This is a genomic window from Pseudomonas sp. fls2-241-TYG-175, assembly GCF_030209155.1.
GTDB lineage: Bacteria > Pseudomonadota > Gammaproteobacteria > Pseudomonadales > Pseudomonadaceae > Aquipseudomonas > Aquipseudomonas viridiflava.
The window spans coordinates 53,738-70,189 of record NZ_JARVSO010000038.1 but is presented as its reverse complement, the minus strand read 5'-3'; the positions used below and the strand labels follow the sequence as shown (position 1 = coordinate 70,189).

14 protein-coding genes are annotated in these 16,452 nt (G+C 60.7%); 2 read left to right on the top strand and 12 right to left on the bottom strand.

Annotated elements, in window-relative coordinates:
• Positions 1-37: 37 nt before the first annotated feature.
• From QRN20_RS22460 to QRN20_RS22410, 11 genes are all read right to left on the bottom strand, one after another.
• A complete protein-coding gene (locus QRN20_RS22460) occupies positions 38-682 on the bottom strand; it encodes a methionine ABC transporter permease (RefSeq protein WP_029241238.1) in 645 nt (214 codons plus the stop codon).
• Positions 672-1,802 (bottom strand): methionine ABC transporter ATP-binding protein, encoded by a 1,131-nt coding sequence (locus QRN20_RS22455; protein ID WP_029241237.1) that lies wholly within the window; start codon positions 1,800-1,802, stop codon positions 672-674. The genes QRN20_RS22460 and QRN20_RS22455 overlap by 11 nt, the downstream gene beginning before the upstream one ends.
• Positions 1,799-2,587: a MetQ/NlpA family ABC transporter substrate-binding protein gene (locus QRN20_RS22450; protein WP_029241236.1), complete on the bottom strand. Its 789-nt coding sequence runs from the start codon at positions 2,585-2,587 to the stop codon at positions 1,799-1,801. Before QRN20_RS22450 ends, QRN20_RS22455 begins: the two co-directional genes overlap by 4 nt.
• Positions 2,588-2,718: 131 nt before the next feature.
• Positions 2,719-4,080 carry an LLM class flavin-dependent oxidoreductase gene (locus tag QRN20_RS22445; protein WP_122415793.1) on the bottom strand — a complete coding sequence of 454 codons (1,362 nt, stop codon included), beginning with the start codon at positions 4,078-4,080 and terminating at the stop codon, positions 2,719-2,721.
• A complete protein-coding gene (locus tag QRN20_RS22440) occupies positions 4,080-5,285 on the bottom strand; it encodes an SfnB family sulfur acquisition oxidoreductase (protein WP_285361236.1) in 1,206 nt (401 codons plus the stop codon). Before QRN20_RS22440 ends, QRN20_RS22445 begins: the two co-directional genes overlap by 1 nt.
• 25 nt (positions 5,286-5,310) lie before the next feature.
• Positions 5,311-6,483: an SfnB family sulfur acquisition oxidoreductase gene (locus QRN20_RS22435; protein ID WP_029241233.1), complete on the bottom strand. Its 1,173-nt coding sequence runs from the start codon at positions 6,481-6,483 to the stop codon at positions 5,311-5,313.
• 453 nt (positions 6,484-6,936) lie between these two features.
• Positions 6,937-7,665 (bottom strand): hypothetical protein, encoded by a 729-nt coding sequence (locus QRN20_RS22430; protein WP_004882750.1) that lies wholly within the window; start codon positions 7,663-7,665, stop codon positions 6,937-6,939.
• A gap of 573 nt (positions 7,666-8,238) precedes the next feature.
• Positions 8,239-8,982 (bottom strand): L-cystine ABC transporter ATP-binding protein TcyN, encoded by a 744-nt coding sequence (tcyN, locus tag QRN20_RS22425; RefSeq protein WP_004882749.1) that lies wholly within the window; start codon positions 8,980-8,982, stop codon positions 8,239-8,241.
• 3 nt (positions 8,983-8,985) lie between these two features.
• The gene (gene tcyL / locus QRN20_RS22420; protein ID WP_088236123.1) at positions 8,986-9,654 is read right to left on the bottom strand and encodes a cystine ABC transporter permease; all 669 of its coding nucleotides are present in this window, start codon (positions 9,652-9,654) and stop codon (positions 8,986-8,988) included.
• The gene (tcyJ, locus tag QRN20_RS22415; protein WP_058432194.1) at positions 9,651-10,448 is read right to left on the bottom strand and encodes a cystine ABC transporter substrate-binding protein; all 798 of its coding nucleotides are present in this window, start codon (positions 10,446-10,448) and stop codon (positions 9,651-9,653) included. Before tcyJ ends, tcyL begins: the two co-directional genes overlap by 4 nt.
• A 209-nt stretch (positions 10,449-10,657) precedes the next feature.
• Positions 10,658-11,656, bottom strand: a complete 999-nt coding sequence (locus QRN20_RS22410) for a D-cysteine desulfhydrase (RefSeq protein WP_088236121.1) — start codon at positions 11,654-11,656, stop codon at positions 10,658-10,660.
• 214 nt (positions 11,657-11,870) lie between these two features.
• Between QRN20_RS22410 and epsC the strand changes: the two genes are divergently transcribed.
• Positions 11,871-12,824 (top strand): serine O-acetyltransferase EpsC, encoded by a 954-nt coding sequence (gene epsC / locus QRN20_RS22405; RefSeq protein ID WP_004882745.1) that lies wholly within the window; start codon positions 11,871-11,873, stop codon positions 12,822-12,824.
• A 432-nt stretch (positions 12,825-13,256) separates the two neighbouring features.
• Entirely contained in the window at positions 13,257-15,212 is a 1,956-nt protein-coding gene (gene betT / locus QRN20_RS22400) for a choline transporter BetT (RefSeq protein WP_161627598.1), read from the top strand.
• 86 nt (positions 15,213-15,298) lie between these two features.
• On the opposite strand, the gene QRN20_RS22395 is transcribed toward betT, so the two are convergent.
• The gene (locus QRN20_RS22395; RefSeq protein ID WP_285361232.1) at positions 15,299-16,345 is read right to left on the bottom strand and encodes a LacI family DNA-binding transcriptional regulator; all 1,047 of its coding nucleotides are present in this window, start codon (positions 16,343-16,345) and stop codon (positions 15,299-15,301) included.
• Between the last annotated feature and the right edge of the window lie 107 nt (positions 16,346-16,452).

Genomic DNA, 16,452 nt, shown 5'->3' with positions numbered 1-16,452 from the left:
TTCCGGTCCGGGAAGGCCGCCAATATACCCCGGACCGTCAGCGCTTGTTGAAGCGTCGCGCCAACCGGTCGCCGCCCAGTTGCACGAACGCCACCACAGCGACCAGCAACACGATGACCGTCAGCATCACTTGCGTGTCGAAGCGCTGATAGCCGTAGCGATAGGCGATATCGCCCAGACCGCCTGCACCGATGGCACCGGCCATGGCCGATGAGTTGATCATGGTCACCAGCGTAATGGTGAAGCCGCCGATGATGCCGGGCAGCGCCTCGGGCAGCAGCACGTGCCAGATGATGTGCCAGCGTCGGCAGCCCATGGCCTGTGCGGCTTCGATCAGGCCGTGATCGACCTCGCGCAGGCTGACCTCGGCGATGCGCGCAAAGAACGGCGTGGCGGCGATGGTCAGCGGCACGATGGCCGCCCACACGCCATATGTGGTGCCGACGATCAGCCGCGTGAACGGAATCAGCGCCACCATCAGGATCAGAAACGGGATCGAGCGGAACAGGTTCACGAAGGCGCCCAGCGCCCGGTTGATGGCTGGCGCTTCATAAATGCCGCCTTTGGAGCTGGTGACCAGTATCACCGCCAGCGGAATACCCAGCAGCAGCGCGATCAGCGAAGACACGCCCACCATCAGAAACGTATCGATAGTGCCTTGCAGCAAACGATCAAACCCCATAGCCCAGTACCTCCACGCGTGGTGCCTGCCTGCGGGCACGGACCAATAATTCTTCCCGGCTGTAGGGTGAGCCTGCGACCGACAGAATCAGGTGCCCGATGGCTCGATCCTGAATGCGCTCGACGCCGCCCTGCAGCAGTTGCACCTTGCCGCCCAGCGTCGCGAACAGCGCCGCCAGATCCGGCTCCTGGCCACTGACACCCGTGAACTGCACGTCGAGCAATGCCGTGGCGTCGGGCTGTTGCGGCTCCGCGCTCAGCCGCTCGGCCCATTCTTTTGGCAGCCCGGGTTGCAGCGGTGCCAGCAGGGTTTTGCTGACCTCGTGCTGCGGGTCGCCGAACACCTGCCAGACCGGGCCTTGCTCGACGACCTGACCTTGTTCCAGCACCACAACGCGGTGGCAGATGTCGCGAATCACCGCCATCTCGTGAGTGATCAGCACGATGGTCAGGCCCAGGCGCTGATTGATCTCGCGTAGCAGGCCGAGAATCGATTGCGTGGTTTCCGGGTCCAGCGCCGAAGTGGCTTCGTCGCAGAGCAGAATCGCCGGGTCGTGCACCAGTGCGCGAGCAATGCCCACACGTTGTTTCTGGCCGCCGGACAACTGCGCGGGATAGGCCTTATGCTTGTCCTGCAGGCCGACCAGTTCCAGCAACTGCGCAACTTTGCGCTGACGCTGCTCCTTGGGCACGCCCGCGACCTTGAGCGGCAGCTCGACGTTCTGCCACACGGTCTTGGCCGACATCAGGTTGAAGTGCTGGAAGATCATGCCGATGCGACGACGCAGCTCCACCAGCCTGTCTTCGTTGAAGCCGCCGATGTCGATCTGATCAATCAGCACCCGGCCGCTGCTGGGTTGTTCCAGACGATTGATGGTGCGGATCAGCGATGACTTCCCCGCGCCGCTACGGCCGATGATGCCGAAGATCTCGCCGTGCAGGATCGCCAGATCAATGTTGCCCAGTGCCTCCACCGGGCCTTGCCGACCCTGGTAGGTCTTGCCCAGATTGATGAAGCGCACATGGGCGTTATTCAGGTCCGGGTGCAGTTCGGTCTGTTGCGCGACGTGCCCTGCGTCCGGTCTGTCCAGTGGCTGTTGTCGTTGCGCGATGGCGGTCATTCTTTCCACCCTACCTGGTAGAGCTTGCCATTGACCTTGTCCAGTGCGGCGCGGACTACAGGCGAGTGCTGGTAGATGTCGACGAATTTGGCCAGACGCGGGTCGTCCTTGCGCTCGGGCTTGATCACGAACTGGATGACGTATTCCGGGTGGTCCATGCCGTCGAACAGGATCGCCGAGTCGGCCGGGAAGGTCTTGGCCAGGCGGATGTAGGCCGGATAGCCCTGCACCAGATCGGCATCGTCGTAGGCGCGCACCAGTTGCACGGCCTCGACCTGAATGATCTTGAGCTTTTTCGGGTTGGCGGTGATGTCTTCTTCGGTCGCCTTGTAGCCGACACCCTGTTTGAGCGTGATCAGCCCGGCCTTGGCCAGCAGTTGCAGGCCACGTCCGCTGTTGATCGGGTCATTGGCGATGGCGACGGTGGCGCCACTTGGGAGTTCGTCGAAGCTTTTATACTTTTTCGAATACAGCCCGACGTTGTTGATGATCCCCGGCGCGTAGGGCACCAGACCAAAACCTGCGGCCTCGTTGGCGTTGGTCAGGAACGGGATGTGCTGGAAGTAGTTCACGTCGATATCGCCCGCCGCGAGGGTGACGTTGGGCGCGATCCAGTCGGTGAACTCGACCAGCTCGACCTTCAGGCCCTGCTTGTCGGCTTCCTCTACGGCCGCTTCAAGCGGAATGGCGAAGGCTGCGGTGGTGCCGACCTTCAGCGGCGCATCGGCGGCGTGAGCGGTCAGGGTCAACAGGCCGAGGGCCAGGGCTGCGAGGGTTTTGGTCATGTTACATTCCGTTGAATTGACAGGTTATCGAATGGGTTGATGTCGATCGTTCCCGGACGCTGCGCGTCCAGTGCTTTGACGCAGAGCGTCACGGGCTGCATGCCCACGCGGAGCAGGGGCGCGATCATGATTCATGAGCCCTGCCGATACCCGGCGCCGGCATGCTGCGGCGGCAGGCGGTCGGTGCCTTGGGGGAAGAGTTTCCTGCGCAGGCTGCCGTCTTCATAAGCGGTCTTGTACGACCCGCGGCGTTGCAGCTCGGGGATCACCAGATCGATGAAGTCCTCGTAGCTTTCCGGGGTGACGATGCGGGTCAGGTTGAAGCCGTCCAGACCGGTTTCGGCGATCCACGACTCCAACTCGTCGGCGACCTGTTCAGGCGAGCCGATCACCGTGATGTAACGACCACCCAACGCATGCTGATCGAGTAGTTTCTGGCGGGTCCAGTCGTTGTTCTTGAGGTTTTTGGTCGCCGACTGAATGGCGTTGCTCTTCACGTACTGAATCGGCTCGTCCAGTTCGTACTGCGCGAAATCGATCCCGGTGGACGCTGCAAAATGCGCGACGCCCGCTTCGGCGCTCGCATGGCGGCGGTACTCGGCGTGCTTTTCCTGCGCCAGTGCTTCGGTCGCGGCGACGATCACGTTCAGGCCCATGAACACCTTGATATCGTCCGGATTGCGCCCGGCCTGCACGGCGCTGGCGCGGACCTTGTCCACCTGCTCGCGGGTCGAGGCCTTGTTCTGGCCGCTGATGAACACGCACTCGGCGTTCTCCCCGGCGAACTGCAAGCCGCGCTCGGAACTGCCTGCCTGAAACAGCACCGGCGTGCGCTGGGGCGAAGGTTCACAGAGGTGATAACCCTCCACCTGATAGAACTCGCCTGCGTGCCGGATCTTGTGGACCTTGCCCGGTTGGGCATAGACGCGCCGCTCGCGATCATTGATCACCGCGTCGTCTTCCCAACTGCCTTCCCAGAGCTTGTAGAGCACCTCCAGATACTCGTCGGCCTGATCGTAGCGTCGGTCGTGCTCCACCTGCTCGCTCAGGCCCATGGCGCGTGCGGCGCTGTCGAGATAGCCGGTGACAATGTTCCAGCCGACCCGGCCTCGGCTCAGGTGATCGAGCGTCGACATGCGGCGGGCAAACAGGTACGGCGCGTCGTAAGTCAGGTTGGCGGTCAGGCCGAAACCCAGATGCTTCGTGACGCCCGCCATGGCCGATACCAGCAGCAGCGGGTCGTTGACCGGCAACTGAATCGCCTCCTTGAGGGTGACGTCCACCGAGTTCTGGTAGATGTCATACACCCCCACGATGTCGGCGATGAACAGCCCGTCGAACAGACCGCGCTCCAGCAGCTTCGCCAGATCGGTCCAGTATTCCAGGCTGTTGAACTGTGTGGACGTGTCACGCGGATGGGTCCATAGGCCGTGGTTGATATGGCCGATGCAGTTCATGTTGAACGCGTTGAGCAGGATCTTCTTGCGCGCCATCAGATCGTCCCTCGCAACGGAGGGTTTGTGTCGTTGAGGTAGTAATTGCCGATGGCGTGAAATTTCCAGCGCACCGGGTCGTGCAACGTGTGCACGCGGGCATTGCGCCAGTGACGATCCAGACCGTGCTCGGCGAGCGTTGACTGACTGCCGGCGAGTTCGAACAGCGTGCTGCCCGCCACCAGAGAAATCTCGGTGCTGATGGCGCGTGCCTCGGCCACCGCGATGGAGGCGGCGGCCACGGTGTCGGCGTTGCTGTCAGCCTGGGCGATGTCCAGAATCTCACCTGCGCGCTCCAGCAAGGCTTCGGCGGCGTGCAGCCGAATGCTCAACCTGCCGAAGCTGTGCAGGGTCAGCGGATCGTCCACGGCCTTTTCGATGCCTGAGTCGATCCATGGCCGGGTGCGAGTGCGGACGAAGGTCAGCGCGTCCTCGAAGGCGGCACGGGCGAGGCCGGTGTCGATGGCCGCGTGAAGAATCTGTGCCAGCGGCCCCAGCGTGGTCGGGCGCTCGAAAGCGCTCTGGAACGGCACCACATCGTCCGGATCGACGTACACGTTGTTGAACACCACCGAGCCGCTGCCTGTAGTGCGCTGGCCGAAACCGCTCCAGTCGTCGATAACCGTCACGCCCGCGCTGTCATGCGGCACGAACGCCAGTTGTTGGATACCGTGGTCGTCGATCACCGAGGTCGGAATGCGCTGCGCGTACAGCGCGCCGGTGGCGTAGAACTTGCGGCCGTTGATGCGATAGCCGTCGCCCTCGCGCTTCAGGCGCGTGGTGCGGTCGTGGGCGGTTTTGGTGCCCAGTTCGGCCAGTGCGTTACCGAAGCGCTGACCCGCCAGCGCTTCGGCGTACAAGCGCTTCTGCTGTTGCGGGCTGCCGTTCACGCGCAGCACTTCAAGGGCATAGAAATGGTTTTGCGGAATCTGCCCCAGCGAGCCGTCGGCTTCCGAAATCAGCGCGATGACCTGGGCCAGAGTGACCGACGATACACCTGCGCCGCCGAAAGCTTTCGGCACGCTGATGCCCCAGAGTCCGGACTGACTGAACAGCTCCAGTTCTGCATGTGGCAAGCGTCGCTCGCGATCCCGTACGGCGCTTTCGGTCTTGAAGTGGTTGGCCAGTTCGCGGGCAATCTGCAGAGCCTGGGCGTCACTGGTGATCAGCGCTGCGTGGTCGCGCGCCTGTGGATTGAAACTCATGAAAGGGGTGCTCCAGTGGTCTGGTTCAGATCCAGGAATGGCGGGCGGGCAGGGTGCCGTTCAAGTGCCAGGTGCCGACGGCGTGGTATTTCCAGCGCACCGGGTCGTGAAGGGTGTGGACCCGTGCATTGCGCCAGTGCCGATCCAGATTGAATTCGGCGAGGGTGGCGCGACTGCCAGCCAGCTCGAACAGTTTTTCGCTGGCCAGCAGCGAGATCTCGGTGGTCAGCACCTTGGCGCGCGCGACGGCGATGGAGGCGAGGGCGGCCGACTGTTCGTCGATAGGCGCTCTGCTGACCTCATCCAGCACTTGAGCGGCCTTGCGCAACAGCGCTTCGGCGGCGTGCAGGTCGAGTTTCAGCTTGCCGATGTCGGCGATCACGTAAAGGTCATCGCTGGCACGCTCGACGTTGGCGTCTATCCAGGGCCGGGAGCGATCCCGGACAAAGGCGATGGCGTCGTCGATGGCACCGCGTGCAATGCCTGCATCGATGGCGGCTTGAATCAACTGTGATACGGCGCCCTGAATGTTAGGCGTCAATGACAAGCGCCAGTTGGCGACCACCTGCTCGGCCTCGACCGGTACGTTGTCCAGCAATACCGTGCCGCTGGCTGTGGTGCGCTGACCAAAGCCTGACCAGTCATCGACGATGCGCAGCCCCGGCGAACCGCGTTTGACGAAAGCCATGACCTGACGGCCTTCCTCGTCCAGCGCCTTGACGGCGACCCAGTGCGCGAACAGCGCGCCGGTGGAATAGAACTTCTGGCCGCTGATCACGAAATGATCACCCTGAGCGGTGATTCGCGCCTTGAGGTCCAAGGTGTTTTTGGTGCCGCGCTCAGGCCCTGCATTGCCGATTCGCCAGCCGTCCAGCACGCTCTGGAACAGCGCTTTTTTCTGCGACTCGGTGGCCGTGCCTTGCAGCAAATGGAGGATGCCGAACTGATTCTGCGGTATCTGTCCGAGCGCCGGATCGGCGGTCGAGATGATCCTGAAGACTTCGGCAATCGTCACGAAAGAAACCTGCGGGCCGCCATAGGCACGCGGGATGGAAATGCTGCCCAGCCCGCTGCGGGTGAACTGCTCGATTTCCGGCCAGGGCAACAGGCGCTCCTGGTCGCGCCGGGCTGCCTGCACGCGAGCTGCCGCAGCCAGTTCATGGGCTGCAGAAATCGCGTCCGCGTCGTTTTTCAGCACCTTGGCAGGCGACAAAGGAGGGGCGACGTCGGGCTCTTGTGGAGCCTTGATCGCCCTGGTGTTATCCACAGGGGTGGTTGTGAAAGTGACCATCGAAACCTCGTAGCGGTAGGCCGCAAGCGCTGCGGCTGAAAACATCACGATGTCCGGTGGTCCGGTGCATATACCCTAAGCTTGTATTAAATATTTTTAAACTTTCATTTTGGAATAAGCATAGATTGGCAATGCGTGGTCAGGCGAAAGCCTTTGGTCACTCAAATAAGCCCTGTAGCCGCTTGTTTGATTCGAAACTGTTTTACTCGACTCTGTCTTAATCGCCATTGCTGCAGAAACGGACCTGATTAATGCGGTCGGTGCTAATTAATTATATTAAGTGGTGGCAAACTATCCGTGCTGCGGTTATTGCTTACAACGCTCCTTTGGTTGCCCCGATTCTGTCTGCGGGTTGTCCGGTTATTGCGGTGTCCTGACACTCGATGCCGGAATTGTTATTTCACGTGGCGGCGCCCACAGCGAATTGTTCCCGACCCTGTCGATAATGCAATAGGTCACCTCAAGTTGCTGGTCACCGGCTTCCATGATCAGGTCAGGGGGTACGACCAGATCAATCGGCTCACCGATATCTTCCTGAGTAAGGGGCGGGAGGTCCATGCGCAGATCCCCCAGGCGTACCGTGATTTCATCGTGGGCCGCCATGTTCAGGTAGGGCTCGATGGCCATCGGCAACCCGCCGTCCAGATGCCGCTGCGTCAGGCCTCGACGCAGCACCGAAGGCGCCACGTAAAGCGGCGCCAGCCCTTGATTCTCCTCCGCGTTGGGTCCGAGCAGCCGTCCTCCGGGCGGGTTGAGCTTGACCCACAGCTTGCGGCAGGCCGACGTGATCGGCATTCCCCCCACTTTCATGACCCGGTAGTAAGTACGCGCCTTGCCGTTCTGTAGAAAGCTTTCCGGGACACGTAGGGCGATGGCGGTCCCGATGTCGGACGCCGTTAGAATTTTCGACGCGACGTAACAGCCGTCCCAGAACAGTTCTATCAGGTCGCCATCATCCATGCTGTCATAGGGATCAATGTGGACGGTCAGGCTGGAGGCAGTCCTGACACCGATGCCATGTCGGCAGGCCTGCGGAACAGAAGGGGGCGACAGCTTTACGAGGCTGTTTTTGCACAGAGTCTGGTTCATGTCGAGTACTCCTGAAAACAAGGATTCAAGTAAAAAGTCGTCACGACTTTTCATGTTTGACTAAAATAATTCTCAAAACAGACGGGTTGATAAGTACCGCAAACTTCCAAGCTATGGCAAACATTACAAAGTGTCGAAATTGGTGGCTTGAAAGTTTGTGCGGTTATCAATGTGTCGTTTCAGGCGAGCTAATTAGCTTTACGTGATCGTGTCAATATACGGCCGCTGTCAAGTAGGGCTTTTCTGAAAAATTAGATGCTTCCTACAACCGATATTCGGAACTGTTTACTTGGCGGGCATCAACTGTCCTACCACAGGAAACTTTTAAATGAACGCTGTGGCTGAACCGGTTTTTTCAGGAAGGCAGGTGCATGAAAGCGTTTGGGGGGCTGTGTGGAAACGCAGGCCGTCATGTGACAGAACGTCGTTGGCACGGACCCATTCTTTAGATGAGTTGCCACCGGCGTATCGCAGAAAACCAGTGAAGATCCTGATCGAACAATCTTTTTTGAAATGTAAAACGCAAAAAAGCAGCACGTGTGAAGTGCTGCCTTTGGGAAGGGCGCTGTAGGATCAGGCCCTGGTTCGCTCCAGAAATTGCTTCGTCCGTTCCTGCTTCGGGTTGGCAAAAAGCTCTTTTGCGTCGCCCTGTTCCACGATCACGCCCTTGTCGATGAAGATCACCCGGTTGGCGACATCACGGGCAAAACTCATCTCGTGAGTGACGATTACCATGGTGCGCTTTTCTTCGGCCAGGGCGCGGATGGTGGTCAGCACTTCGCCCACCAGTTCCGGGTCCAGCGCCGAGGTCGGTTCGTCGAACAGAATCACCTGCGGTTCCATCGCCAGCGCGCGGGCAATTGCCACGCGCTGTTGCTGGCCGCCTGACAGCCTGCGAGGGTAGGCATCTTCCTTGCCCGCCAGGCCGACCTTGGCCAACAGCGTCCTGCCCAGCGTCATTGCGCTTTCACGCTCGACCTTCTTGACCACCACCGGGCCTTCGATGACGTTCTCCAGCGCGGTGCGGTGTGGAAACAGATTGAAGTTCTGAAACACGAACCCGACCTGTTGGCGCAACTGCCGGATAAGGCCCTGCTGCTGGCTGACGGGGCGGCTGCCATCAATGGTGATGTCCCCGACGGTGATACTGCCGCTGGTGGGTGTTTCCAGCAGGTTCAGGCAGCGCAGCAGGGTGGTCTTGCCCGAGCCGCTCGGCCCGATGATGGCCACTACCTCGCCGGCCTCGACACGCAGGTCGATGCCTTTGAGCACCTGATTGCCCTTGAATTCCTTGGTGAGTTTTTCAACCACGATCATGTGTCAGGACTCCAGATCATGCCGGTTGACCCGCGCTTCGAGCTTGTTTTGCAAGTGCGAAAGCACCGTGGCAAGGATCCAGTAGATCAGTGCGGCGGCCAGGTACATGGTGAAGATTTCGAAAGTGCGCGCGGTAATCAACTGCGCCTGGCGGAACAGCTCCGGCACCTGAATGGTGGCAGCCAGCGCAGTGTCCTTGACCAGCGAAATGAAGCTGTTGCCCAGCGGTGGCAAGGCCGTGCGCGCTGCCTGCGGCAGAATCGCCCGTCGCAGGGTCTGCCAGCGGGTCATGCCGATACTGGCCGCCGCTTCCCACTGACCACGTTCCACGGCGCCGATGGCCGCACGCAGAATCTCACAGGCATAGGCACCCATGTTCAGCGAGAAGCCGATCAGCGCAGCCGTCAGAGGATCCAGCTCGATGCCCAGTTCCGGCAGGCCGTAATAAATCATGAACAGCTGCACCAGCAGCGGCGTGCCGCGGAAGAACGACACGTAGATACGTGCAATCCAGCCCAGCAACTTGAAGCTCGACAGACGCATCAGTGCCAGGCCGAAGCCCAGCACCAGTCCGAAGAACATGCCGCCCAGGCTGAGGATAACGGTGTAATACGCGCCCTTGAGCAGAAAGGGCGCGGAGTCCAGCGCGAGCTTCAGGCTCTCTTCGATCATTTGGTCACGTCAGCCTGGAAATACTTTTGCGACAGCTTGGCCAGTGTGCCGTCGGCACGCAGTTTGTCGAGGGCCTTGTCGATGGCTGCCAGCAGTTCCGGTTCGCCCTTGCGCAGTGCGATGCCCGATTCCTGACGGGAGAAGGGGGCGCCAGCGGCGGCCATGGCGTTCCTGGTCTTGGTGACCATTTCCAGTGCCGCGAGACGGTCAACCAGAATGGCGTCGATGCGGCCCGATTTCAGGTCCTGAAACTTGGTAGGGTCATCGTCATAGGTCCTGATGTCCGCGCCTTTGACGTTTTCCTTCAGCCATTGCTCATAGTTGGTGCCCAGGCCAACCCCGACTTTCTTGCCCTCAAGGTCGGCAGGTGTCTTGATGGTGCCTTCGTTCTTCTTCAGGGTCAGCGCCTGAATACCGGAAAGGGTGTAAGGCTCGGAAAAGTCGTACTTCTTCTTGCGCTCATCGGAGATGGTGACCTGGTTGATCACGACGTCGAGACGCTTGGAGTCCAGGGCGGCCAGAATGCCGTCCCATTTGCTCGGCTGAATCTTCGCCTTGACGCCCAGTTCCTTGGCCAGCGCCTCGGAGAGTTCGACTTCGAAGCCGGTCAGCTTGCCGTTCTCGTCCACGAAACTGAACGGCGGGTAAGTGCCTTCCAGGCCCACATTCAGGGTGCCGCTATCCTTGATTTTCTGCAGTTGCTCGCCTGCCATGGCGTGTCCAGCAATACCGGTGCCGAGCATCAGGCTCAGTGCCGAGAAGAGAAACGTGCGACGAATAGCGGAAATGTTCATGCGAGCCTCTTGTTTTGTGTGAAGTGTCGGCCCGGTTTCGGGCCTGACGGACGCGTCTGGGTGCTGGAATTCAGCGTTGTTTTTCAGTGGGTTACGCGACAGGTTGAGCGTGCCGGGCGCCACTATAAGGCCATCCGGTTATGAACAAAAATAACTAAAAAGACGCTCGTCTTTCATTTTGGACATAACCCTGATCATTGCCTGCCGGATCAGCTGGAAAATACATCCGGGTAAGCGAACAGCGCAGGTGCGCCGCCGGTGTGCAGGAAAATCAGCGGGCCGTCGTTGAATCGCTGACGTCCGATGCCATCCAGCAGCCCTGCCATCGCCTTGCCGGTGTAAACCGGGTCAAGCAGCAGACCCTCGTGACCCGCAACAAGTTTGATCGCCGAGAGTGTTCCGGCATTCGGCTCGCCATAACGCGGTGCGAAATACTCGTCCCACAGCTCGACCTTGAAGCCTTGCGGCATCGGGATTTCCAGCAATTCTGCGGTGCGCTCGGCCAGGCCCTGGACCTTGGGAAACTGCGCTTCTTCACTGCGCGAGACGGTCACGCCGATGACTGGCAGATCCGGCAATTCGCTGGCCAGCGCCAGCGCGAGACCGCTGTGGGTGCCCGCGCTGCCCGAGGGCAGTACCACGGCGGCGAAGTCGATGCCGGTCTGTTTGATCTGCTCGGCCAGTTCCAGCCCGGCGCGCACATAGCCCAGCGCGCCGACCGGGCTTGAACCGCCGATAGGCACCAGATAAGGCTTCTTGCCGTTGCTGCGCAGACGAGCGGCCAGTGCGTGCAGTTGTTCGTCGGCGTCGTCGAGGTTCTCGACCAGCTCGACTTTGGCGTCGAACAGCTCCAGCAGCAGGCGGTTGCCGTTGTGCAGGTAGTTGCTGTCTTCGGTGCCGATGGGGTTTTCCAGCAGTGCGACGCAGCCCAGACCCAGACGAGCGGCCAGCGCTGCGGTCTGACGTACGTGGTTGGACTGGATCGCACCGGCCGTGATCAGGGTGTCGGCGCCCTGCGCCAGCGCATCGGCCGCCAGGTATTCAAGCTTGCGCACTTTGTTGCCGCCCAGCGCCAGGGTCGTGGTGTCATCACGTTTGACGTAGATCTCGCGGCCAGCCCATGTCGACAGACGGTCGAGCTTTTCAAGGGCGGTGGGTGCGCTGATCAAGTCCAGACGATTGAAACGGGCAAGCTGATTTTTGATCATGGAAATAAATGAGCCGTGTAGAGAGTCAGCGGGACTTTAGTCAGCGGACTATAGGCAGACGTTTCCCACACGGCAACCCATCGGTGTTTATGCTTCGCTCAGCCGTTTCGTACAAAAATTGTTATTTTTTCCACTTGAATGTTTGCCGTAGAGTGGACGCAGCAGCGCCCGATACGGTCGGGTCGCCAATCGTCATGACCAAGGAGAGTTCAGCGTGAGCGATATTCCAGAAGCATCCGCCGACGGCCGTTCCAGCCATTGGCAGTTGCAGCGTATCGTCAGCCAGTTACGCACGGCGCGTGAGGACTGGCGCACGCGCAACCGCCGCGTGAGTGGCGAGCATGGTGGCCGCGAGCTGCCGTCGCGTGCAGCCATGGGCGAAATTCTCGAAGCCCTGAGCGGCGCGCTGTTTCCGATGCGGCTGGGTCCTGTCGACCTGCGCGAGGAGAGCGAGGATTTCTATGTTGGCCATACACTCGACGTCGCGCTCAATGCGCTGCTGGCGCAGGCCCGGCTCGAGCTGCGTTACGTGGCTCATCAGCAGGGCCGGGAACTGGCCGGGATCGACGAGCATGCGCTGACGCTGATTCAGGATTTCGCCACGGCCCTGCCGGGGATTCGTCAGTTGCTCGACACGGACGTGCTGGCGGCCTATCACGGTGACCCGGCGGCGCGCAGTGTCGATGAAGTGCTGCTGTGCTATCCGGGCATTCTGGCGGTGATCCACCACCGGCTCGCCCACCACTTGTACCGCGCAGGTCTGCCGCTGCTGGCGCGCATCAGCTCGGAGCTGGCCCACTCGGCGACCGGCATCGACATTCACCCCGGCGCGCAGATCGGTCCGAGTTTCTTCATCGACCACGGCACAGGCGTCGTCATTGGCGAGACCGCCATCATTGGCGAGCGAGTGCGGATTTATCAGGCTGTCACGCTGGGCGCCAAGCGCTTCCCGGCGGATGAAGACGGCCAGTTGCAGAAGGGCCACGCGCGCCACCCGATCGTGGAGGACGACGTGGTGATCTACGCCGGTGCGACCATTCTGGGCCGCATCACCATTGGTCAGGGCTCGACCATCGGCGGCAACGTCTGGCTGACCCGCAGCGTCCCGGCAGGCTGCAACCTGACCCAGGCCAACCTGCTGCAGCAGGATGACGGGACGCAGAAGTAGATTTTTGTAGCGCGTCCGAGAGCGGACGCGGAGCGTCCTGAGATGCATCACAACGCGGAGCGTTGTAACGATCAGAATCAAGCCGGATGATCGTGCTCATGCTCCGCGTGGGCATGCGGCCTGTGACGCTCCGCGTCACTCTTCCGACTGACGCGTAATTGCGCTCCGGATACACATTCCGCACCCGGGAACGAACCCTCTCCTGCACACGTCCTACCCAGGTCTGAGCCAGTAATCACAGCCCCGCGATTCGTAATCACGGGGCCTTTCGTGTTTAAATTGAACGTTCATTCAAGTTAAACCGGTGGTTCGCTGCCCGCTCACAACAGGAGGCTAACCCTTGCCGTATGCGTTTTTTGTAATGGTTTCAATCAGTCCGGAGGCATGCAGTCGATGAGTACTCCGAGTACGCAACCCAGCGGTACGGTCCGCATGAACGCTCCAGTGTTTTACTTCGCTGCGAGCTTTATTCTGATCTTCGGCGTCATCGTGATCGCCTTCCCGCAAGCCGCCGGTGCGTGGCTGCTGGCAGCGCAGAACTGGGCGGCCAACACGGTCGGCTGGTACTACATGCTGGTCATGACGCTGTATCTGGTCTTCGTGGTGGTCACCGCCGTATCTGGCTACGGCAAGATCAAGCTCGGTGCCGACCACGACGAGCCCGAATTCAGTTACCTGTCCTGGGCCGGCATGCTGTTCGCTGCCGGGATCAGCATCACGCTGTTCTTTTTCTGCGTGTCCGAACCCCTGACTCACCTGCTGCAACCGCCGCAAGGCGAGGGCGGTACCACCGAGGCAGCGCGGCAGGGCATGCAGCTGCTGTTCCTGCACTGGGGCCTGCATGGCTGGGGCGTGTTTGCCTTCGTCGGCATGGCGCTGGCGTACTTCGCGTATCGCCACAACCTGCCGCTGGCGCTGCGTTCGGCGCTGTATCCGCTGATCGGCAAACGCATCAACGGCCCCATCGGTTACGCGGTGGATGGTTTCGGCATCATTGCGACCATCTTCGGCCTGGGCGCCGACATGGGCTTCGGCGTGCTGCACCTCAATTCGGGGCTGGACTACCTGTTCGGCGTCGCACACACCCACTGGATTCAGGTCGGTCTGATCACGCTGATGATGGGCGCTGCGATTCTGGTGGCGATTGCGGGCGTCGACAAAGGCGTGCGCCTGATGTCCGACATCAACATGCTGCTGGCCTGCGCGCTGCTACTGTTCGTGTTGTTCGCCGGTCCGACTCAGCACTTGCTGAACACCCTGGTGCAGAACATCGGTGACTATCTCGGTGCACTGCCGACCAAGAGTTTCGACGTCTACGCCTACAACGAGCCGAGCGACTGGCTGGGCGGCTGGACAGTGTTCTACTGGGCGTGGTGGATTGCCTGGTCGCCGTTCGTGGGTCTTTTCATTGCGCGCATCTCGCGTGGCCGTACCATCCGCGAATTCGTCTTCGGCGTATTGCTGATTCCGCTGGGCTTTACCCTGGCCTGGATGTCGATCTTCGGCAACAGCGCCATCGATCAGGTGCTCAACCACGGCATGACCGCGCTGGGCCAGTCAGCCATCGACGATCCTTCGATGACGCTGTACCTGCTGCTGGAAACCTATCCGTGGAGCAAGACGGTGATTGCCGTCACGGTGTTCATCAGTTTCGTGTTCTTCGTGACCTCGGCCGACTCGGGCACCGTGGTGCTTTCGACGCTGTCGGCCAAAGGCGGCAACCCGGACGAGGATGGCCCGAAATGGCTGCGTGTGTTCTGGGGCGTGGCGACCGCGCTGATCACCAGCGGATTGCTGTTCTCAGGCAGTATCGATGCGCTGAAATCAGCGGTGGTGCTGACCTCGCTGCCGTTCTCGCTGATCCTGCTGCTGATGATGTGGGGGCTGCACAAGGCGTTCTTCATGGAGTCCCAGCGCCAGATCGCGCAGCTGTATTCGCTGGCCCCAGTGTCGGGTTCGCGACGTGGCGGTTGGCGTCAGCGTCTGAGTCAGGCCGTGCACTATCCGTCGCGAGACGAGGTGTACCGTTTCCTCGACCAGACTGTTCGCCCGGCCATCGACGAGGTCACGGCCGTGTTTGTCGAGAAAGGCCTGAGCGTGGTCAATGTGCCCGATCCTTCCAACGACTCGGTGACGCTGGAAATCGGCCATGGCGAGGAACGTCCGTTCATCTATCAGGTGCAGATGAAAGGGTTCTTCACCCCGTCGTTCGCACGCGGTGGCATGGGTTCCAAGCAATTGAACAACCGCCGCTACTACCGCGCCGAGGTTCACTTGAGTGAAGGCAGCCAGGACTACGATCTGGTGGGTTACACCAAGGAACAGGTGATCAACGACGTGCTCGACCAGTACGAGCGGCACATGCAGTTCCTGCATCTGGTGCGTTGATCGAGCGGGTCTGAAATCCTCAGATGATCGTTCCCATGCTCCGCGTGGGAACGCCTCTCGGGACGCTCCGCGTCCGCGCTCTCAAATCACGTGCTCTCCCGCTCAACCAGCTCGCATGCCAGCAGGTTCAGCCTCTGAATTTCACCCTCGACCGACAACACGCCCAGGCTCTCCAGCACGCGCTGCGCCGCCAGTACGCCGATCTGCTGGGCGGGTGGTTTGATGGTGGTCAGGCTGGGCATCATCATTTGCGCGAAGGCGTAATCGCCGAAGCCCATCACGGCGCAATCCCTGGGTGTCTGCAGGCCAATACGCTGGCTGGTGAGCAGGCCGCCCGCTGCCAGGTTGTCGTTGGCAAAGAAAATCGCATCAGGCCGAGGATGGTTGTCCATCAGCACATGCATCGCCTGCCTGCCCGCTTCAAACGGCGCAAGCCCCGCATCCGGTACGAACACCCACGGCTTTAGCCCAAGCGCTTCCAGTGTGGCGACACAGCCGTCGCGGCGTTCCTGCGCGCTGAGGTCACCGGCGATGCTGTTCTCCACGAAGGCAATGCGACGGTAGCCCTTGCCGTGCAGATACCGCGCCGCCGTGACACCGACTTCGTAGTGGGAAAAACCGATCTGGATCGGACTGCGTTCAGGCTGATGGTCCCAGGTTTCGATCACCGGGATATCCGCCTGCCCGATCATCTTTTCCGTGGCGTCGCTGTGAAAGCGGCTGGTCAGCACCAGCGCTGCCGGTGACCAGCCCAGAAACGCGCGCACGGCGCTTTCTTCCTGTTCCTCCGAAAAATAACTGGAGGCCAGCAGCAGCTGAAAGCCGTGCTGACTCAGGGTGTCGCTGAAGCCCTGAATGGTATCGGCGAAGATCGGCCCGGAGATGTTCGGAATCACCATCGCCACCACCCGGCTGCGCGCCGACGCCAGGCCGCCTGCCACCAGATTGGGCACGTAGCCCAGCGCATTGACCGACGCCGCAATGCGCTCGCGCAGTTCCGGCGACACCTGTTCCGGTTGGTTGAAGTAGCGCGAAACGGTGATGGCCGACACGCCAGCCTGCTTGGCTACCGCGTTGATCGTCACGCGGCCTGCGCCCCGTCGTTTACGTGTCACGGGTGTTGGGTCAGCCATGTTCGTGCGCTTCTTTTAAAATTAAAAAGCATATAAAACTAATTTTTCAGTATTGGACGATCTATCTGTCAGTTTCCGATACTGGCGATGTTAGCGCTAACAAAGAT